Source organism: Streptomyces sp. ISL-66, from assembly GCF_018614135.1.
Lineage (GTDB): Bacteria > Actinomycetota > Actinomycetes > Streptomycetales > Streptomycetaceae > Streptomyces.
Window position 1 is genome coordinate 96,927 of the sequence record NZ_JAGGOW010000065.1, and the last position, 20,073, is coordinate 116,999.

The window sequence follows — 20,073 nt, forward strand, 5'->3', positions numbered from 1 at the left end:
CTTCACAGTCGGACACCTCCTTCCTTGTTCTCGATCCGGATCGGTGCGCCATCGGGTACGGCGGCACCGCTCTCGACGAGCCGCGTCACCGCGGCGTCGAGAAGTTCTTGGGGAACGTCCTGGAGGAACGTGTCCTGCGCCGCGGTGGACAGCTCTTCGCGGGGGCGCCCGTCCAGGGCCGCCCACACGCGCACCATGGCCTCCGTCACGCGGTAGCCGATGTCCGGGCCCGACATCCCCCACGAGTCGGAGAAGCGAACGGGGGTCACCCAAGGGCTGCGCACCGGACCGCCCTCGGCACGGCGGTCGGCGAACCCGGGAACCCGTTCGAGCGGGGCCTCCCAACCACCGAGGAGGGCGTGGGCCACGAGGTGCGAGACCAGCAGCAGTCGGCGGACCACGATCTGCCGGGCGGTCTGCGCGCATCCCAGGTCGGCGGGCTGGCGCAGGGACTCCCACACGTCGTTCAGTACCTCACGCAGCGCTGCGGAGCGGGCAGCGCGCCGCAGGTGAAACTTGCGGCCCAGGTACACGTCGCCCACGCCGCTCAGGACGCACTCCAGAGAGAGCTCCACCGCGATCAGCGAGGTTTGCAGCGCGGTGAGCGTGTCGCCCACCTGCAGTGCCCCCAACGCGTCCTCGGCGTAGCTGTTGAGCTGGTAGGCGCTGCGGTTCATGAGGACCCGCCGGACCGTCAGCCGGGCCTGCGCGGCTTCCGGCACCCCGCTGCCGTTGTCGGCCAGCACGGTGCCGATCGAGAACCGCACGGCGCGCTGGAGCTCCACATCACTCAGACCCGTCTGCCACCGGTCGGTCGCGGTGTCGGTGTAGCCGCGGCAGATCCGCACGATGCGGTCGAGTTCCGCGTGTGACACCGGCGTCAGCTGTACGACGAACCCGTCGCGTTCGTACGACACTTCGGGGCGCGGGGCGTCGTCGGTCGTCACCACGTAGAGGTCGACGTCCGACAGGCCGTGGCCCAGGCCCGCGGCCAGCGATCCGCTGACGAAGGCGAGCCGGACGTTGTCCCGGCCCACCGCTTCGTCCAGCACGGCCCGTGCCGCGGCCAGGTGTGCCTCGCTCAGGTGGACGTCCGGCACTGCCCGGACCCCGTTCCCTCCGGGGGGTGTCTCCGCGCTCGTCGCGTCCCGCTCCACCGTCTGCATCTCGCGTCCCTTCCCTGTCCGATTCCGCCCCCTCCGTGTGCGACCGGGGCATGAACCGAACATTAGGAACGGGCGATCCACAGCCCGTACTCACCCGATACACGAGGGCGTGTATCGCCGGACCGGCGCGCTCGCGGCGGGCGGCTGCAGGGGCGGGACTGCGGTACGTGGCCCGCGCGGCGTTTCAGGTTCGCCGGGGGAACCGGGGCCCGGTCACCGTCATCTCGGGTCGGCGGGCGGAGACCAGGTGGTCGAGTGGTAGCGGACGTACGGAACTACCGCAGCGACGGCACCCTGCCCTCAGTTCACGCGGCGCGTATGCCGTCCTGGCCCCCACAGGCCAGACGAGTACACCGCAGGACAAGCACGGGTATTCCCCGAGACTGTGGCTCGGTTCAGCGGCTGAGTGCGCCAGAGGTGCTCGTTCCCAGAGACGACCACGGGACGGACACGTTGCAAAGAAAGTAGAGAGGTTCAGACGTGGTTGACCGGGAGGACGTCCGGGGAGAGGGCGCCGGCGTGGGCGGACGCCGAGGTCATGCGCTTGCGGTGGTGGCGGCGGCACAGGACCTCGTAGCCGATCTCCCCCGCCGGGCGGTTCACGTCGCCGACCACGACCTGGGCGCCCCGACCACCATCTCGCCGTCTATCGTTCGGGCGTTGTGGGTGGCGCGGGCGCCGCACCAGCACAAGGCCTCGACCTGGAGCTGCTCGATCCGGTCCGCCAGCTCGATCAGCCGCTGCGAGCCGGGGGTTGCCCCCGGGACGGGTGGGTCACATCTGCTGGAGTCTGTCATTGGCTTCGCCGGGGGTGAACCGGGCCGGGTCGAACCCCACCCCGGAGTCAAGGCCAAGCCACCGCACGAGGTCGGCGTGCTCCGTCCGCGTCGGATCGGCGAGCGTCCGCTTGAGGTCTTCATAGGCCCCGGCGCCTCCGCAGTCCTCAGGAGGGCAGGCGCCGGAACCGGCTACGCAGACGGGATAGCTCCGGTCCGCCTCGGCGGCCACGGCCCGCCTGCCCTGACCGGTCAGCTCCACGGTGTCGTCATCGCTTCGGACGGCCCCGAGGGCCGCGAGGGCTTCGAGCAACAGCCGCACGTCACGGTCGTTGCTACCGCGCCAGGCCCACAGCCGCTCGGGCGGCACATCGTCGAGAATGTAGGGAGCGGTCACCGCCTGCCACACCGCTCTGCGCAGTGCGTCGCCGGCGACCGGGCCGCGAGCCGCGTACAGCCGATGCAGCAGCGTCCGCAGGCCGGCGGCATACTCCTGGGAGAAGACCGACTCAAGCCACCCCGAGACCAGTACGGCACTCCCGATGCGCGGTACCGCTTCGAAGAGGGCGTTCCACAGGCCGTCGGGCCGGTCGAGCAGCCGGGCGTTCTTCTTCACCGGGAGCAGACGGCCACCGGCAACCCTCAGCAGTCGGGCGGCCTTGGCCCATTCCGCCAGCAGGTTGAGGTGGTACAGCTCCTCGCTGGACTTCGTCTTGAACCTCCGGTCACCGATCACCGGGTCCATCTGGTCGCCGGTGCCCAGCAGCTCCACCAAGGTCCGGGCGTCCGCGAGAGTGATGCGGCCGGTCTGCGTCAATTTCCGTCCGGCGCCGATCCACCCGACCAACTCCCGCACCTGTCCCACTGTCTTTCCATGAGACTCGTCCACAACCGCTCCGTTCCGTGCCCTCGCCGCCTCGCCGAACCTACCCTCTCGCACCACCGTCAGCAGTAGGGTGCTTCCGGTGAGCGAGTACCAGTACTACGAGTTTCAGGCCCTCGACCGGCCGCTGAGCGGCGACCAGCGGGAAGCACTGCGGAGCGTCTCCAGCCGTGCCAGGATCACCGCCACCAGCTTCACCAACGAATACCACTGGGGCGACCTGCGGGGGAATCCGCGAACCCTGGTGGAGCGGTACTTCGACGCCCATCTGTACGTCGCCAGCTGGGGCACACGCCGGCTGATGCTTCGCCTGCCTCTACAGCGCCTGGCCCTGCGCAGCGTCCAACCGTACGGTCTCTGCCACCACGTCGAAACCTGGGCCACCCGAACCCACCTTCTCCTCGACCTGACCAGCGAGGACGAGGGCGGCGACTGGGTCGAGGGAGCCGACGATTCCCTGGCCTCGGTCATCGGAGTACGCGAGGAACTCGCCACCGGCGATATGCGGCCCCTCTATCTGGCGTGGCTCTCCGCCCTCTCTGCCCGGGAAGCCGAGGACGACGACGAAGAGGAGTACCAGTCCTCCCTGGAGCCTCCCGTCCCCGCCGGCCTGGGCGAACTCACGGCTCCGCAAAGCGCGCTCGCGGACTTCCTGCGCGTCGACACCGACCTGCTCACTGTCGCCGCACAGAGCAGCACCGCGGCGCCGGAACCCGCGGCCCGTCTGACACGGAAGGAGCTCGCGCGACTCGTCTCCGCCCTCCCGGACGACGAGAAGGACGCCCTACTGGTGCGCCTCGCCCTCGGCCCGGAACCCCACTTGCACAGCGAACTCGTGCACCGTCTGCGGGAAACTTGCGCCCCGGCGACCGCACCCGGTCGCCGGACCGCCGCCCGGCTGCTGGATGCGGCGCACACCCGCCGCGCCGAGCGCCACGGGCACGCCGAACGCGACCGGTTGCGAGCCCGCGCCACGCGCCTGACCGCACTCGCCGCCGAAGCGGACGTCATCTGGAACCAGGCCGAAGCACACATCGCCTCCAAGAAGACCAGTGCCTACGACGCGGCTGTCGCCCTCCTTCGTGACCTGCGCGATGCCTGCGCTCACGCCGGACACGGTGTCGATTTCCAGCAGCGTCTGGGGCTCCTGCGCGACACCTACCGGAGCCGGCCCGGCCTCATCCACCGTCTCGACAGTCACGGTCTCCGGTAACTCGGCCGCCGGCATGGAAGAAGACGGTCAGGCGTGGTTGACCGGGAGGACGTCCGGGGAGAGTGCGCCGGCGTGGGCCGCGGCCGAGGTCATGCGGTGGCGGTGATGGCGGCGGCAGAGAACCTCGTAGCCGATCTCCTCCGCCGGGCGGTTCACGTCACCGACCACCACCTGGGCGCCTTCCACGACCATCTCCCCTCCCACCGTGCGGGCGTTGTGCGTGGCGCGGGCCCCGCACCAGCAGAGGGCCTCCACCTGGAGCTGCTCCAGCCGGTCCGCCAGCTCGATCAGCCGCTGCGAGCCGGGGAAGAGCTTCGTGCGGAAGTCCGTCGTGATGCCGAAGGCGAAGACGTCCATGTCGAGGTCGTCGACGATCCGGGCCAGCTGGTCGATCTGCTCGGGAGCCCGCGCGCAGATCGGTTGTGTCCGATCTGGAGCGCCAAGGTCCTTTTGCTTGGGCATTTGCCATGTGTGGGTAGCGCACCAGGGTGTCACTGCGCGTATGGGGATCCCTCCCTTCCTTTCGGAAGCCAACCCGTGCCGAGCCCTTGCCGGTTGCCCCGGCCGGAGGCGCAATCCCCGTCTCAGGAAGGCTTCGTGGCGGTGAAGAGGTACCTGTTCAGGCTGCAGAAATAGTCGTCGCCGAGTCGACGCAGGTCGTTCGACCAGGCGGCGACCTCGTCATCGGTCAGTCCGTTGCGCCCGACGACGTACGAGGCGACGATGTCGATCAGACCGGCGCTGTATGTGTCGCGCCGGTAGCCGACGTTGAGGAGCGGTATGACAAGTGGTGGGGACGTCTCGAAACCAGCCCGGCGCAACGCCGGGAGAAGGGTGCGGGGGAGGTGCGGATCAGCGAGATGCTGATCCCATGCCGCGAGCATCCGGGCCATCCGTGGCCGATCGGTGCAGTGCCACACGAGGGAGTCCCAGTCGGTGTCCAGCACCGCGACGCGCCCGCCCGGCACGAGCACCCGGTGGATCTCGGCGAGCGCGCCTGCCACGTCCACGACGTATTCCAGGACCTGCGTCGACACTGCCACGTCGACGCTCGCATCGGCGCACGGCAAGCGATCCGCCGCCGCGGGTCGCAGGTCGACCTTGGCCCCGCCCGGCACGACAGCCCGGGATCGAGCCAGCGCCAGCATGCTTTCGCTCACGTCGACACCGATGACGTGACCGTGTGCGCCGACGGCCGTGGCCATCTCCGCGGCCAGCAGACCTGGTCCGCACCCGATGTCGAGCACCCGCTCGCCGGGCCGCAGCTCGAGGGTGTCGAGGACTGTGCGGCGCTGCGCGACGACATCCGGTGTGCGGTAGGTCCGCTCGATCCTACGTGCCGCTTCCGCGTTGAAGGTGAGCATGTCGGTCATGATGTGCTCCTCGGGTGAGTGGTCTCGCCGGGCTCCGCGAGCTCGGCGAGGTAGTCCTGGGCAGAGTCGTAGGCGAAGGTCAGAATCCGTGTGCCGGGGCGGCAGGTCCGCGCACAGGTGAGTGCGGCGACGACGTTCGCCGCGGAGGACAAACCGACCGCAAGGCCTTCGACCCGCATCAGTGTCCGCATCATCGTCGCGGCCTCGTCCTCGGTGACGACGATCTCCTCGTCGATGAGCGCGACGTCGAGATTGGCGGGCACCAGTCCGACGGCCAGACCTTGCAATCGGTGCGTGGTGAACCTGTTCTGCGTGAAGGAGCATCCTGGAGGCGTGACCGCGACGATCCGCAGATCCGGTCGGTGTCGGCGCAAAGTCCGGCCGATTCCGGTGAGATGCCCGCCGGTCCCGACCCCGGCGATCATCACGTCCGGCAGCTCGCCGGAGAATGCCTCCAACAGCTCGATGGCGGTGGTCCGGTCGTGCACGGCCGGGTTCGCGGGGTTGGCCTGCTGGTTGAGCAGGATCCAGTCCGGGTGCTCGAACTGCAGCTCCAGCGCCTTCTCACCGTGCGAGTTGCCGCCCAGACGGTGGTCGGACAGCACGATCTCGGCACCGTACGCTCGCAGGAGCCGCTGCTTGGCCGGGCTGTAGTTGTCCGGGATGACGAGGACCAGGCGGTATCCGAGCGATGCGGTGACCATCGCGAGCCCGATGCCGGTGTTGCCACCGGTGGGTTCGAGGATGGTCTGCCCGGAGCCGCGAACGAGGAACCCCTCGTGTTCGGCGGCCAGCACCATGTTGAGCGCGATCCGTACCTTGTGGCTTCCGCCCGGGTTCAGCATCTCCAGCTTCAGGTACACGGTCCGGTCCAGGTCTGCGGTCAGCCGTCGGAGTTCGAGCAGCGGCGTCCGGCCGATGAGATCCAGCACCGACGAGGCGATCACGGGCGTGACCATGTCCATCACCTCGACCCGGCCTGTGACGCGGTGGAGCCGACTCCATCGTCGCGCGTTCGCCGGACACCGGCGGCGCGGGGTACCAGGATCGACACACTGGTGCCGTCGGGCACGGTCAGCCGGACATGCGCAGGGGGCTTGCCGGCCGTTGCGTCCAGCCCGAGCAGCAGATGCCGGTTGCCGCGGTCGAGTACCACCACCGGCGTGGCGTTCCGGTAGCGTCCGGACAGTCCCTCCACGCGGAGGCCGGGATGGGCCAGACCGCTGCCGCGCACCAGGAGGAGGCCTTCGCCGATCACTTCGATGGCGGTGACGCCGATGGTGGTTCCGCCCCGGATCTCCTGATACTGGTTCAACACGCTCACCCGGGCGCCTGCCGGGATGTCGCACTGCACGAGGGCATGGCATCCGACCACGACATCGTCACCGATCTCGACCGGGCCGAGAATGCGTGCGAACGCGCCGATCTCGACTCGCGAGCCGATGGCCGGGTGCCGCCGGCCTCGCGGATTGTCCGCGATTCCCGTCGATCCCAGGACGACACCCTGCAGGACGTAGCAGTCGTCGCCCAGGCTCGCTGTCTCGCCGATGACCGTCCCCATGCCGTGATCAACCACGAATCTCCTGCCGATCACGGCCGCCGGGTGGATTTCGACCCCCGTCTCCACCGTGGCCTGCTCGGCAATGGAGCGCGCGAGCATCCGCAGGCGACTGCCGTCGGCATCGGAGCGCAGGGGCGCGCCGAGGATGGAATGTGCCAGCCGATGGCTCAGCACTGCCCGGAAGCATCGGTAGGAACCCACGACCTCACGCCATGAGCCGTGGGCTGCGGGATCTCGCTGCGTGAAGGCGAGCAGGTCGCCTTCCACCAGGTCGACGAGCTCCGGTGAGCACGGCTTCCACGCCCCGAGCATCGAGCGGATCTGGCGCATCCGCGGACGCGCGACGTCCCGCAGCGCGGCAGCCAGCGCCGCGTGCCGCTGCCGGGCTTCCACATCGCCCACGGTGATCAGGTGCGGAAGCCGGGTCGCGGCGGCCTCGCCCGGCGAACGGCTACTTCTCGTCAACGAACGGCTACGTCTCATCGAACAACCTCCCCAGCTCACGTTGGTATGCCGCTTCCTCCGCCGGGCCCCCGCAGACGATCACGTACAGGAACCCGCCCTTCCCGGATGCCTGCGAGACGGGCATCGTCATGAGAACGCCGCGCCGTCGATCACGGTCGAACAGGAGGCCGGCATCGGCCACGGTCTCCAGGAAGCCCACGGTGGAGATCGGCTTCCAGGTCGCGGGGGTGAGCCGCTGGCTGAGCATCGTCATCTCGTCGGGCGACAGGCCCGCCATGATGTCGTAGAGGTGAGTGGACGTCGTCGTCCGGGCGTTGACCTCGGTGAAGGCGATCCGCCCGTCCCGGGTGGCCACCGCGTCGGCACAGAGCTGCCCTCGGTATCCGATGCCGTGGTAGGTACGGGCAAGGGTCTCGGCCCCGGAGACCAGCTCCAGATGTTGTGACTCGGTCAGCGAGCGCGCCGGGAACGTCTCGAAGGCAAGCCTCCGGTCGACGAAGGACAGGCAGCCGACGCCCCCCAGCTTGACCCCTGCATCGGTCACGGCGTACTCGGCGTAGTAGCTATCGGTGGAATCGAGCAGTTGCTCGACCACGACTGCGTACCTGCCGTCCGCGGATGCCCAGTCCCACCGGTCACGCCAGTACCCCGCCACGGCGTCCTGCCGGCTGTCCAACTCGTGCACGGTCCGGGCGCCGACGTGATGGGGTGCGTGCCTGCCTGGCCGCAGGACCATCTCGTTGCCGGACCCGGCCCCGTGGTGCGCCATCTTCACCATCACGTCGTGGCCGGCATCCAGCAGCCACTGGGTCGCCGCAGTCGCCTCGAGCCGGCTGCGGCACACCGACCCCGCCGCGATGCGCACCCCGCTACCTGCGGCCAAAGCTCGGAAGGTCGACTTACTGTTGGCCAGCTCACCGCCGCCCTGGGCCAAGAAGTCGACTCCCGGCAGGCGATCCCGGATGCCGAGCTTTGATGCGAACTCGCTCAACTGGGCGGACGGGAACAGGCTGAACACCTCGGTGACGCAGGCGACGTCCCGGGCGATCGAGTCGAGGAACCGCCGGTCGAACAGCGCGAGGAAGTCGATCCTTCGCCTGCCGTGCAGGCCCTCGGGACACAGACGGACGTCTACCCGGGACATGTCGGTGCCTTTGATCCTGCCGACGTGCTGGACGAAGGCCGGATCCGGCGTGTCTGAGACGAGGACGAGATCGCCTTCCTCCGCGAACCAGAACACGCGTTGCGCCCAGGCTCGGGGGTCCGGCCGGAGAAAGAGGGTGTCGTCGATGTCGTTCGCAATCAAGAGTCTCATCGCATTCCCATCGCCGGTGCTCGGTGCGTGAGGCGGAGGGGCGCGCCGACCGAGGCGACCGTGCTCCTGGCCTGGAGTGCGGCGCGGCCGCGCTCGTCGTGGATCGCTCGTACCCGGGCCACGGCCTCGGCCATGACGTGCCAGCACTCGGCTTCGTCCGCCGCGGCGACGGTCGCGTACCCGATCCCGGCAGACGAGGTCTCGGACATGTCCCGCATCGGCACGCCCAGGGGAACGAGAACGACGCCGTCGACGCCCGGGATGGCCCTGATGTCGGCCTCGTGCACGGTGTTCGGGAACCCGGCCACCGACGGCAGGTGAACCCATCCGTGGACCTTGTCCGGCGACGCCGTGAGCGTTTCCACCTCGTCTCCGGTGAACAGCTGCGTGGCGGCAGCGAACAGGTCGAGGCCGATCGTCTTCTCAGCCACCGTCCACAACCCGCTGCCGCCGGGTCGGCAGGCGAGTTCGTTGGCGACGAACTCGCCCGGGTGGCCGAACGCCTCGAAATGGAAGACGCCGGTCTCCAGGCCGAGCGCCTTGAGCGCGCGCGTCGCGAACTCGTTCGCGGCGGCGTACGTGCCGCGATGCCTGGCGGGAGGCAGGCCCATCGACCGGGTCGGCTCGCCCTGCTTGGTGCACAGCAATGGTTCGCCGTACCGGGAGACCATCAACCTGCCGATCGATCCGTTCTGGATGATGCCGTCGAAGTGCCATTCCGGGCCGTCGATGAACTCCTCCACGAGAACCCTGCGCAGCTGAGGGTTGTGCCTCGCGACCCGCACGATGTCGTGGGCGGTCTCTGCGACGGACACCGACTCCGCGCCGCCGGCGGCCGGGGGCTTGACGACGACCGGGAACTCGAGGCCGGCCGCGGCCAGCAGCGTCCGCACGGCGTCGACGGACTGCGTCGCCGCCTCCGGTAGGACCACGAACTTTGCCGTCGGGACGTCTGCCTCGCGCCACTTGGTCTTCTGCAGGGCCTTGTCCCGGCAGGCGAGTGCGACGGCGGGGTCCAGGGCTATGGCGTCGAGCTGCTTGCCGAGGAAGGCGGAACCGACGACGCCGTACTCGTTGGTCGTCAGTACGGCGTCCACCTTCGGTATCGGTCCGAGGTGGTGCAGAGCCGACCACAGCGCTTCCACATGGCGGTAGGAATCGACCGCGCAGGCGCGCGTCGCGAGTTCCCTGAGCCCGGGGGTGCGGTACATCCGGTCCCCGTCCGCCGCCTCGTACAGCACCGTGATCTCGTGGCCGCCGCGGTAGAGCCCGCGGATCGCCTTGGGATGTGCGCCGATGTGTAGAACATGCATGGTCTTTCCTCCGTCAAGAGTGGGTGATCGGGTCGTGGTGAGTGCGGACGCCCAGGTCGCCACCGGGCGCGTGCGGCGGGGTGCGATCCGCAACGGCGAAGTACTCCTGGCACTCGCCGGTCCGGCGGACGTCCCAGGTCGCGCAGTGCAGCGAGCCGCCGAACTCGTAGACGTTGCGGAACGGGACCGTGAGGACCTCGAACCCCAGCCCGCGCAGCAGCTCGTGCAGGTTCTTCTCGCTCGCTTCGCAGACGACCACGTCCGGAGCGACGCTCAGCAGGTTCATCGACAGCCATTTGGAGGACTGGCTGTAGCGGGGCATCTCGTCATTGCCATACGCCGGCGTCGGCGCGTCGACGAGTCGCCATCCATTGCGGACGAAGAACTCCCGCTCGTCGGCCTCGAGCGGCCGGTCCGGGTTCGTGAGCACCAGCCCTGGTCGCAGCGGGACGAATGTGCAGTCGATGTGGGAGGGGAAGAGATCGAGCGGGAAATGCAGCACATGGACGCGGAAACCGCGAGGTTCGAGTTCTCTTCGCAGCCAGCGGATACCCGCCCGGTTGGTCGTCATGGATTCCTGGACGAAGATGTCGCGGCCCGCCCTGGTGATGTCAGCCGCATCGAAGAGCACTTCGTCCTGCGTGACGCAGAACTCGAAGTCGTGCATCCTCGCGTGCCGCTCGGCCAGGGTCAGCTCCCAGAATTCCGGGCGGTACATCGTGTCGCTCATGGAGGGCTTCGGCGCCGCGGTCCACACCACGCGCTCGTCGGCGGTCCAGTAGCGGTAGACAAGGCTCCGGTACGGCAGGTACTCGAAGAACCTGGCCCGCCGCGACATCGTGGCCTCGATGATCTGGTTTCCCACCGTGATGAGGACGTCGCGAGGACAGACAGAGCAGTACTGGTTCGCGACCTCGAAGGACGGCGTCTTCACGGCCGCTGTGAAATCAGCGGCGTCGGGACGGCGAACCGTCACCCCGAGCGTGCGCAGGAGCTCGGCAAGCCCTTCGAGCTCCTCGTTCGCGCGGGCTGTCACATCGGGCGACTTCGGCCCGGTGGGAAAGCGCTGACCGCTGGGGGTCCCGCGGAGTTGGGGGCGGTACCCGGATTCGGTCGGTTCGAAGCAGGCTCCGTCCGCGCGGCCGATGAGGATCTCCTCGAGCGGGTCCCATTCGTTCCACGAATTGACGATCGGGCCGGCAGACGCGCCTGGCCGGGTCACCCTCGACACGTCGGCGTCGATGTCCGCCTGCTGCGGCGAAAAGATCTCCAAAGTCATGTCAATCCCTCTCCGAGTCGGCATGTGCCTTGATTTCAGATGGCTCCCTGGCGAGTTCCTCGGTGGTCGCCCGGTCCGAGGACTCGGATTGCCACCGAACGAACTTCGGCAAGGCAACGGCCAGCAACGCTGCCGCGAGAACGGATGTCGCGCCGCCGATGACGGCGGACAGGCCGGGTGAGGTGATCGCGCCGAGCGCGCCGGCGCGCATACCGCCGAGCTGTGGACCTCCGGCGCCCACGACGAATTCGACCGCGCTCACCCTGCTCCGGTAGTTGTCGTCCACCGTGGTCTGGACGATCGTCGTGAGGTAGACGGCGCTGATGACGTCCGCCATACCTGCGACAACCAGGAGCGCGATCGCGAGTACCGGAACCTGGACCAGCCCGAAGATCGCGATGCAGGTTCCCCATGCGCCAGCCGCGAGCAGCATGCCCCGGCCCTTGTGGGTGGCCCGACAGGCCCGCCCGGAGAACAGCGATCCCAGGACGCCTCCGACGGCCGGCGCCGCCATCAGCATGCCGAGCGTCTCGGCTTTGCCCCCCAGATTCAGATCATTGATCGCCGGAAGCAGAGCGGTCGGGGTCGCGAGCAGAGTCAGGCTCAGATCGGTGAGGAACGCACCCCTGAGGACGTTGTTCACGCGGATGTAGCGCAGGGCGGCGACGATCGCCTTGGCACCGGGGCGGGCGATCAATCCTTGCGGCGGCATGGCCGGGAGCTTCGCGACGACGTAGATCGCAACGATGAAGCTGAGAGCGTCCACGGCGTAACACACCTGCAGTCCCCAGACCCCGGCGACCGCACCGGCGAGGATCGGACCTGCGATCCCGGCGAAATGCATGGTGAGCATGGTGAGGGCGGCGCCTGCCGGGATCTGGTCCTTGGGCAGCAGGTGCGCCATGAAGGTCCGTTTGGCCGGGACGCTGACGGCGCCGAGGGTCGACTGCGCGATGCACAGGACGTACAGCAGCCAGAGCCGGTCGTTCCCGGCGATGGCCTGCACGGCGAATGCCAGCGACACCGCCACCTGGCCGCCACCGGCGAAAAGGACGATCTTCCTGCGGTCGTACGTGTCGCCGAGCGTGCCTCCGACGAGCGCCATGGACAGCATGGGAATCACGGTGCACAAACCGATGACGCCGACCGCCAGAGTGCTCTTCGTGAGCAGATAGACCTGGAGCGCCACGGCGAAAACGGTCATCTGCCCGCCAACACCGGAAACGGCTTGCCCGAACCAGAGCCGGCGGAATTCCGGCGACTGCCGCAGTGGCGTCACGTCGAGCGTCAGCTTCCTGTCCATGCCGTCCAGATCCTTCCTCGCTCGTGAATAGGGGTCGGTTGCGTCGAGCAGACGCAATGCATTCTCGACACCACGCCTGCGCGCCCGCTTGGGATCAATGGCGAAGGCTCACGGGCAGCGCTTTCAGATTGCGAAGCGTCGCGGAGCGCATATATCTGGGCTCGCCTGCCAAGGTCAATTCCGACGGCCGCTCGTTCAGGAAGTCGATGAGCTCATACAGCCAGTCCGTTGCGAGTTGTGCGCCGGCACAGATGTGCGGACCCCATCCGAATCCCAGATGTTGGTTGGGTGAACGGTCGAGAATGAGCTCATCCGGCTGGGCGAAGTACTCCGGATCCCGGTTGGCAGCGGCGAAAAGGGTCACGACGGCCTCACCCTGCTCGATCGTGGTGTCGCCGATCTTCGTTCGCTCGGTCGCCACCCGGCTCGTGCCCTGGGCCGGGCTGCAGAAGCGGATCAGCTCCGCCACCCCCGTAGCCATCAGACTGCGATCGCGCAGCTGATCGAGTACGTGTGGATGCTGCAGCAGAGCCAGGACGACGGCTCCGGTCGATGCATAGACCGTGCTGTAACTGGCGTTGAAAACCGCACTCACCGTGTTCCGGACGTATGCGTCCGGCATCGTTTTCGTGTGCGGACTCTCCCGCAGGCTCGCGATCATTCCCGGAAGCCGGGTCTTCACGAACCACGCCTTCATCATCGCGTGAAGTTCGAGTCCCACTTCCTCCCCGGGCTCGGTGTGGCTCGGCTCGAGCCCGCTGTCCATCCGCCGGGTCAGCCCTTCGAAGATCCTCACGTAGGTTTCCAGCGCCGGCGGTTCCACGCCAACCAGGTCACAGGTGATCTGCAGCGCGAGTGGGGCCGCGACCTCGCTCATGAGGTCGAACTCGTCGCGATCGCGGAGCCGTTCGAAATGCCCCTCGAGATCGGGTCGGGCGCGCCGGCAGATGTCCCGGGTGTCCGGTGCCCGCATGGCGTTGACGATCAGAGCACGCAACTTCGCCTGCTCCGGCGGGTCCTGGTATTGGATGTTCATTCGCCCCTCGGGAACGTCGGCCCCGACGCGGCGCAAGTCCCGAGCCCACAACTCGTGGTTGCGCAACACCTCTCGGCAATCGCGGTATCGAGTGAGCACCCAGGACTGCATCTGCTCGTGCCAGAACACCGGCGCACGGGCGCGCAACTCGGCATAGACCGGATACGGGTCGACAATCGTGGCCCAGTCCAATGGGTTGTAGCTGATGGATGTCGTCATTGGCCTTCGTTCCTGTCTTAGGTCACGGCGGATCATGCGTGAAGCGAGGTCGGGCCCGGCGTCACCCGGGCCCGACCTGCTCGAACTAGAGGCAGTGGTCGTACCGCATGGCAACCCCTCCTTTCCGGTGGGAAACATCGGCCGCGGACTCGCGCGACCGGGGCGCAGAAAGCCCCGGCCTACCTTGCGGCGTAGCGGCAGGAGAGGGACGGAATCGCCTTGGTGTGTTCTACCTGCGATGCGAAGGCCGCCGCCGGGACCAGCACGACGGTGCCGGCCAGGGCCACGGTGGCCGTGGCCATGAACAACAGACGACGTGTCCAGGAATACCCATTCATCAGACTCTCCCTTGAGTTATGCGGGGCTTTCTCTTTTGGCCCGCCAGAAATGAGATGAAAGCTCGGCCTCGCATTCGTTATGAGTAGGAGTTGGTGTGGTGAGGCCATGGCTTCAAATAAACCCGACCGGGCAAGACGGGTCACGCCACTGAAAAGCGTGACTTGACACCCTTGCGGAATCCGGATATGAGCCATGGATCACGCTGCGAACGCGGGACGGGACCGGATATCGCGCGGCCGACCCCTTCGGCCTTGCCTCCAGCGAGAACGAACGTGGCCAGATCGCAGATCGCAGATCTCGGTACGGGGCACGCCGTCGTTCCGCATGGCGTTCTGCCGACTCGTCTTCCCGGTTGTGCACGACGGCCTCGCCGTCAGGGCGAGCCAAGCCCGCCTTCTGCCAGGCTGAGGCCTTCCCTGCCCCACCAAGGCCCGCGCACGACGCGGGCGCGCCCGCCTTGCCGGCGCGGACGGCCTCCTGGCTTCGCTCCGGCCTGCTGGCGCCCGGCGGCGCGCTGCGTGCGGCAGGTGGCGAGGGAGACCCCTCTGCGGCTGGAGCGGTCGGCTCCGCGGCGGCCGGGCCGCCCTGACCCGCGTATCACGGCGCTCGCCCGGTACGGCCCCCGCATCACCGCCGCCGCCCTGGCCCCCTACCGGTAGCCGCTGCTCACTTGCCCTTCGGCCAGTCGTAGCTGCTGGGCACGTCGACCTTCACGTCTGCCGGTCCGAATACGAGCGCGATCTCGTCGTGGTCCCGAAGCTCGATCGCGGCCGGGTTGCCGGGGCGCTCCTTGCCGTTCACGTAGGCGTGGAATTCGTTGGCGCCGCCGGCCTTCAGCCCGCCGATGGAGTCCGACGTGAGGGCGAGGTCCCATTCGGTCATGAACTGGCCGAGGGAGAAAGTGGCCTTGACCGGGGACTCGACATGGATCACGCCGTTCTCCGCGTGGGTGTGCAGCGGGCTGATCTGCTGCGCCTTGTGGTCGATGCCGATGTCCGCGGGGACAACCACCGCTTTGCCGTTCACGATGACGTCCAGGTGGGTGTGGATGTGCTCGACGTTGCCCTCCTCGCCCAGCATCAGCAGCCCCGCTGCCGCGGCCCGCGCGGAAGCATCGTTTGGCGCGGGCCACGGCGGGCTGGTCACACGGCCCGAGGCGGTCTTCATCGGAGTGACCGGTATGCCCGCCTCGGGAGCCGTGGACCGGGACGGCCCGCCTCCTGTGGAGAGCACCGCGATCGTGAGCCCGGCGATGACCGCGGCCACCACGATGCTCACGATCATTGCGAACCGCAGTCGGCGGCGGCGTTCGGCACGCGCCGCCTGCTCACTCAGCGCGGAACCTTGGGCACGACGGCCCTGCGGCCGATCACTGTCAGGCGTGCGAGGCATAAGACGGGTCACTGTTCCTCGGCAGTCGGTTGTCGACCACACCCTGCACGAAAGAAATAATTGGGGTGATATCCACTTCAAGGCTACGCGTCGGCGACACTCGGCGCCCCTCGACAGCAGCCTTGACTTCGCCTCAGGGAGAGGGCCTTGGCATCACAGCACACCGGGCACCGCACGGCGTCCGACCGATGAGTGACAGCCCAAGGACCTGTAACAAGGCGCTGGCACCGCTGATGGTGAACCGCAGGTTGTAGCCGCCGGCCCGCAGCCCCCTGGTGGGAACGCGTCGCAGATCCGCAGCCTGATCGGACTCGTGCTGTTCCCGCCGCGCGGCGGGTTCCATCCGGCGCCGTTCGGCGGGGGCGGGGTGCTCGCGCTGACAGTCGGCGCGGAAACGCCCGCGTCATAGGTGAACTTTTCCGCGGCGGAGATGGGGCTGGTGCCGTTCGGGGTGGTCACGGTGACGTCCACCGTGCCCTGCCCCTGCGGGCGCTACGTTCGCGGTCAGCGGGGTGCCGCCGGCGGCGAGATCGCCGATCTTCGAAGTAGGCATGGAAGCGGCTCGACCCGGCGTCGTAGTGCACCTGCGGGTCAGTGCCCGGGGTTCGACGCGAAGCCGAAGAAGGCGCCCAGGCCGAAGGGGGAGCCCACGGCGTTGCCGGACTTGGCGCCCGGGATGGGACGCCGGGCTGAGGCTCGGGGACGCGCGGTCCGATGCACGGAACGACAGCGGACGGCCGAATACCTGCGACGGCCAGTGGGCACCGGCCCGGAAGGTATCTGATGCACCGATACCGAAGCCGATCTCCCGCGCCGGTCCCCCAGAGTTTCCGCGTAAAGCGCCCCTTCCCTGACACAACCAAGGGCGCAGGGGTTGTGTCAGGCGTGGTTGACTGGGAGGACGTCCGGGGAGATGGCGGCGGCGTGGGCGGCGGCGCTGGTCATGTGGCGGCGGTGGTGACGGCGGCCGAGGACCTCGTAGCCGACTTCCTCCGGGGAGCGGTTGACGTCACCGACGACGACCTGCTCGCCCTCGACCACCATCTCCCCGCCCACCGTGCGTGGCGCGGGCGCCGCACCAGCACAGGGCCTCGACTTGGAGCTGTTCCAGGCGGTCCGCCAGCTCGATCAGGCGCTGCGAGCCCGGGAAGAGCTTCGTACGGAAGTCCGTGGTGATGCCGAAGGCGAAGACGTCCAGGCCCAGGTCATCGACGATCCGAGCCCACTGGTCGATCTGCTCCGGCGCGAGGAACTGGGCCTCGTCCACGATCACGTAGTCCGCCTTACCGCCCTTGGAGAGCTGCGCCACCAGGTACGCGTACAGGTCCATGCCCTCCGGTGCCTCCACCGCCTCCGTCACCAGGCCCAGGCGGGAGGACAGCTTGCCCTCCCCCGCACGGTCGTCACGGGGGAAGATGACGCCCTGAAGCCCCCCGCGCGTCGCGGTTGTGGGCGATCTGGAGCGCCAGTGTCCTTTTGCTCGGCCATCCACCATGTCCGGGTCCACCATCCCCTGCCGGCGGGACCACATCCAGCACTCCGCGACCACGTAGTCGACCTTGCCGTGCCCGCGACAGGCACTCCACCACACATGCGTAGAGGTCCAGCGCCGGGGTTGCCTCCAGACTCACGGAGACGAAGGGGAGGCCTCTTTGCGGAGGGGGTCTGGGACCGGGTCGCCGGAGAGGCGGACCGTGCTGAGGATGCGCATGACCAGGTCGTCGCGGACGGCTCCCTGGACGCCCGACCGGCCGTAGAAGTCCCAGGCGACGAAGTCGCCCTTGGAATTCTTGAAGCCGAAGGCGATCGCCCATCCGTCCCCCGCGCACTTGTGGTCCTTCTTGGCGCCCTCGGTGCGGGCCTTCACGTAACTCCCCTTGACTCCGGCCTTGGTTGTGTAGGCCACCGGCTTGTCCCACCTGACGACCTCCTTGTCCGGGGACGCGAACGCGGAGTATGCCCAGGCCGTCGCCGTCTTCTCGGCGACCTCGTCGGTGGTCTTTGCGCCGTCGGCGCCCTTGGTACCGGTGGACGCGAGCGCGATGTCGTTGACGTAGCCGTCGCCGTTGGCATCCAGACTGCACCACTTCTTCTTGAAGAAGGCGGGCGCGGTGTGCCCGATCACCGGCTTGTCGGGGTCCTTGTCGTCCGAGAAGCCGCTGAAGATCTGCGGCCCCAGGACTTCCCAGTCCGGCGGTACGTCGAAGGCGGTGCCGTGCGCCGGATTCACCACGACCTTCCAGCCCTTGACCGTCGACTTCACGGTGCCCGGGGCGCCCGAGGTCACGGAGGCGGACGGGGAACCGGAGGCGGGTGCAGGGGAAGCCGACCCCCCGGCGCCGTCCGCCCTGCCGCCGTCCCGGAAGAGGACCGCGGCGGTCACCGCGACGGCCACCCCCGCAGCCACCGTCACCGATATCGCCACGACGGCCTTACGCCGGGGCGCGGAACGCGGCGCCGGTCCGGGAGGCGGAGTCGGCGCGCCGGACGGGTACTGCTGGTGCGTACCGGGCGTGGCGCCCTGCCAAGGTTGGCCGAATGTGCCAGGTCCGTAGGGGCCGGTCTGGGCGCCCTGCTGTCCGGGAACCGGCTGCCGGTAAGGGTTTTGCCCCGGGTTCTGCCTGCTCTGGTCCCCATCGGGCGTCTGCTGTCCTGGCCACATGGCGCGCAACAATAGGGCGGTGGCCGCCGCTCGTCACGCCTCGGGGGCGGGGAGGGCTCGGATCCGGCCACCCTTCCCGCCGGGGTCCCGCGACCTACTTCCCGAAGGACAGCAGGGAGTGGTCCACCTTCTTCGGCTCCGGGCTGCGTACGGACCCGTTGAGCAGGAAGACGCGTCCCTCGACCCAGGCCAGCCGGACGCTGGAGGGGGAGAAGGCGGATTCGGGCCCCTTGGCGATCTTCGGGCTCTGCAGGAATATCTGGGGCCGGCCTCCGCCCGTCGGGATGGCCGCCATCGCCGCGGACAGGCCCTTGTCCGTGTCCACGTAGACGACGACCTTCCCCTCCTCGATGGCCAGCGGGAACATGACGCGGCCGTCGGGGCCCGTCGTGCGCCACTTCACCTGACCGGTGTTGAGGTCGACCGCAATCACCTCGTCGGGCTTGTCGACGCCCAGCGGGTACTTGGCGTCGGGTGTGCCGCCCGCGATGTAGAGGGTGTCCGCGTCGGCCACCGCCGCGTTGCAGTCGTGCAGGTCGCCGCTGCCGCTGCCCCAGCCGTTGCACCGCTTGCTGACCCCGAAGGCGGCATTGGTCTGCGAGCGGACCTTGCCGTCGGCGGCGAAGGCCGTGATGTTCCAGACCTTCTCCTGCGTGTTGTAGGTGCTGACGACGAGCGGGTCCACGGACAGGATCTGGCCGAGGTTCGAGCCCTTCGCGTACTGGTGGCTCCACTTGGCAGCGCCGGTCGCCGGGTCGATCTCCTCGATCACCGACTGCCGGTCGGCCGAGTCCTGGCCGAAGCAGTCGCGTACGAGCATCAGCCTGGCGGCGGCGCCGCCGACCGTCGCGGGGGCGCAGCCGCTGCTCGGAGTACCGAAGAGTTTATGCCCGTCGGTGACCGAGAAACCGCTCACGACCGCGGCACGCGCCACCGCGACGGTGTCCCCTGAGATGGCCAGCCGCAACTCCAGATCCTGGTCGAAGACCTTCTCCTTCGGTATCTCCAGCTTCCAGCCCGCCTGGCCCGTGGCGAGGTCGACCTGCTGGAGGTGGGTGCACTGGGAGGTGGCGCTGTCCTTCTCGCGGACCCCGACGACGATCTTCCCGTTCGGGCCGGGACTCTCCGGGACCCCGCACAGCGGCGTGGCGAGGGGAAGCCTCCACTTCTCCTTGCCGTCGGTCGCGGTGTAGGCGGTGACCTCCTTGTACATCGCCTTGATCACGGCGTCCCCCACGCGCCAGGGGCCGTGCTGCGAGGCACCAGAGCCGGCCAGTTCGGTCCGGTTCGACACCAGCCAGACCCGGCCCTCGCCCGGCTGAATTCCGGCGTTGGGGTCGAAGACGAACGGGGGGCCGCCGGGGCCCTGGCCGTCTCCCTGGTCCACGGATGCGGACGCGAGGGGGGCGGCGGTGTCGCCGTCCCCGGCGTCGCCGGAGCCGTCGCGCAGGAGGATGTACGAGCCGCCGCCGAGGGCGAGCAGGGCCGCGACGAGGGCCGCCACCAGCACGCCGGTCCTGCCCCGCAGGCCGCGGCGGGGCGGGCGTACGAAGTCCGCTGCCTGCACCGGCGGTTGCGCGTAGGGATTGCCCGGCACGGGCCCCGATCCGGGCTGTGGCGTCCGGTAGACCGAGCCGTAGCCCGGCTGGACTGCCTGCGGTTGCCGATCAGGGCCCGGCAGTTCGTCGAAGTCGCGACGGGTCATGGGGTCAGTGTGGCTGGCGGGACGGGCAAACTGGGATACTTTTTTAGACTACTTCCCGTCACCGTGCCCGGTT

General features: G+C 68.6%; 15 protein-coding genes and 3 pseudogenes. 1 reads left to right on the forward strand and 17 read right to left on the reverse strand.

What is annotated here, in order from left to right; all coding sequences use genetic code 11:
- Positions 1 to 2: 2 nt before the first annotated feature.
- The 3 genes and pseudogenes from J7E97_RS13680 to J7E97_RS13690 all read right to left on the reverse strand — a co-directional run bounded on the left by J7E97_RS13680 (position 3) and on the right by J7E97_RS13690 (position 2,798).
- Positions 3 to 1,166, reverse strand: a complete 1,164-nt coding sequence (locus J7E97_RS13680) for a hypothetical protein (protein WP_215026509.1) — start codon at positions 1,164 to 1,166, stop codon at positions 3 to 5.
- A 474-nt stretch (positions 1,167 to 1,640) separates the two neighbouring features.
- Positions 1,641 to 1,918 (reverse strand): annotated as a pseudogene (locus tag J7E97_RS13685) (thymidine kinase); the annotation flags it as partial.
- Positions 1,919 to 1,940: 22 nt separating this feature from the next.
- Positions 1,941 to 2,798: a hypothetical protein gene (locus tag J7E97_RS13690; protein ID WP_308346491.1), complete on the reverse strand. Its 858-nt coding sequence runs from the start codon at positions 2,796 to 2,798 to the stop codon at positions 1,941 to 1,943.
- Positions 2,799 to 2,907: 109 nt separating this feature from the next.
- On the opposite strand from J7E97_RS13690, the gene J7E97_RS13695 reads away from it, so the two are divergent.
- Positions 2,908 to 4,038, forward strand: coding sequence for a hypothetical protein (locus tag J7E97_RS13695; protein WP_215026513.1), 1,131 nt, complete (start codon positions 2,908 to 2,910; stop codon positions 4,036 to 4,038).
- A gap of 27 nt (positions 4,039 to 4,065) precedes the next feature.
- Here the strand turns inward: J7E97_RS13695 and J7E97_RS13700 are convergent.
- From J7E97_RS13700 to J7E97_RS13765, 14 genes and pseudogenes are all read right to left on the reverse strand, one after another.
- Positions 4,066 to 4,443, reverse strand: a pseudogene (locus J7E97_RS13700) (thymidine kinase); the annotation flags it as partial.
- Between the two features lie 179 nt (positions 4,444 to 4,622).
- Complete coding sequence (locus J7E97_RS13705) at positions 4,623 to 5,411, reverse strand: methyltransferase domain-containing protein (RefSeq protein WP_215026516.1); 789 nt, start codon at positions 5,409 to 5,411, stop codon at positions 4,623 to 4,625.
- On the reverse strand, positions 5,408 to 6,370 hold the full coding sequence (locus tag J7E97_RS13710; protein WP_215026518.1) for a PLP-dependent cysteine synthase family protein: 963 nt from the start codon (positions 6,368 to 6,370) through the stop codon (positions 5,408 to 5,410). Before J7E97_RS13710 ends, J7E97_RS13705 begins: the two co-directional genes overlap by 4 nt.
- A 5-nt stretch (positions 6,371 to 6,375) precedes the next feature.
- Entirely contained in the window at positions 6,376 to 7,455 is a 1,080-nt protein-coding gene (locus J7E97_RS13715) for a serine O-acetyltransferase (protein WP_215026521.1), read from the reverse strand.
- Positions 7,445 to 8,752, reverse strand: a complete 1,308-nt coding sequence (locus J7E97_RS13720) for a hypothetical protein (protein WP_215026522.1) — start codon at positions 8,750 to 8,752, stop codon at positions 7,445 to 7,447. The genes J7E97_RS13715 and J7E97_RS13720 overlap by 11 nt, the downstream gene beginning before the upstream one ends.
- A complete protein-coding gene (locus tag J7E97_RS13725; RefSeq protein ID WP_215026527.1) occupies positions 8,749 to 10,065 on the reverse strand; it encodes an acetyl-CoA carboxylase biotin carboxylase subunit family protein in 1,317 nt (438 codons plus the stop codon). The genes J7E97_RS13720 and J7E97_RS13725 overlap by 4 nt, the downstream gene beginning before the upstream one ends.
- Positions 10,066 to 10,078: 13 nt before the next feature.
- On the reverse strand, positions 10,079 to 11,344 hold the full coding sequence (locus J7E97_RS13730) for a glycine amidinotransferase (RefSeq protein ID WP_215026530.1): 1,266 nt from the start codon (positions 11,342 to 11,344) through the stop codon (positions 10,079 to 10,081).
- Position 11,345: 1 nt separating this feature from the next.
- Positions 11,346 to 12,647: an MFS transporter gene (locus tag J7E97_RS13735; protein ID WP_215026533.1), complete on the reverse strand. Its 1,302-nt coding sequence runs from the start codon at positions 12,645 to 12,647 to the stop codon at positions 11,346 to 11,348.
- Between the two features lie 94 nt (positions 12,648 to 12,741).
- The gene (locus J7E97_RS13740) at positions 12,742 to 13,902 is read right to left on the reverse strand and encodes a cytochrome P450 (RefSeq protein WP_215026536.1); all 1,161 of its coding nucleotides are present in this window, start codon (positions 13,900 to 13,902) and stop codon (positions 12,742 to 12,744) included.
- A gap of 179 nt (positions 13,903 to 14,081) precedes the next feature.
- Entirely contained in the window at positions 14,082 to 14,240 is a 159-nt protein-coding gene (locus J7E97_RS13745) for a hypothetical protein (RefSeq protein WP_215026539.1), read from the reverse strand.
- A gap of 667 nt (positions 14,241 to 14,907) precedes the next feature.
- Complete coding sequence (locus J7E97_RS13750; protein ID WP_374224151.1) at positions 14,908 to 15,525, reverse strand: hypothetical protein; 618 nt, start codon at positions 15,523 to 15,525, stop codon at positions 14,908 to 14,910.
- Positions 15,526 to 16,512: 987 nt separating this feature from the next.
- Positions 16,513 to 17,162: pseudogene (locus tag J7E97_RS13755) on the reverse strand (thymidine kinase).
- A 98-nt stretch (positions 17,163 to 17,260) separates the two neighbouring features.
- A complete protein-coding gene (locus J7E97_RS13760; RefSeq protein ID WP_251054417.1) occupies positions 17,261 to 18,046 on the reverse strand; it encodes a hypothetical protein in 786 nt (261 codons plus the stop codon).
- Positions 18,047 to 18,389: 343 nt separating this feature from the next.
- Positions 18,390 to 20,000 carry a PQQ-binding-like beta-propeller repeat protein gene (locus J7E97_RS13765; protein ID WP_215026549.1) on the reverse strand — a complete coding sequence of 537 codons (1,611 nt, stop codon included), beginning with the start codon at positions 19,998 to 20,000 and terminating at the stop codon, positions 18,390 to 18,392.
- Between the last annotated feature and the right edge of the window lie 73 nt (positions 20,001 to 20,073).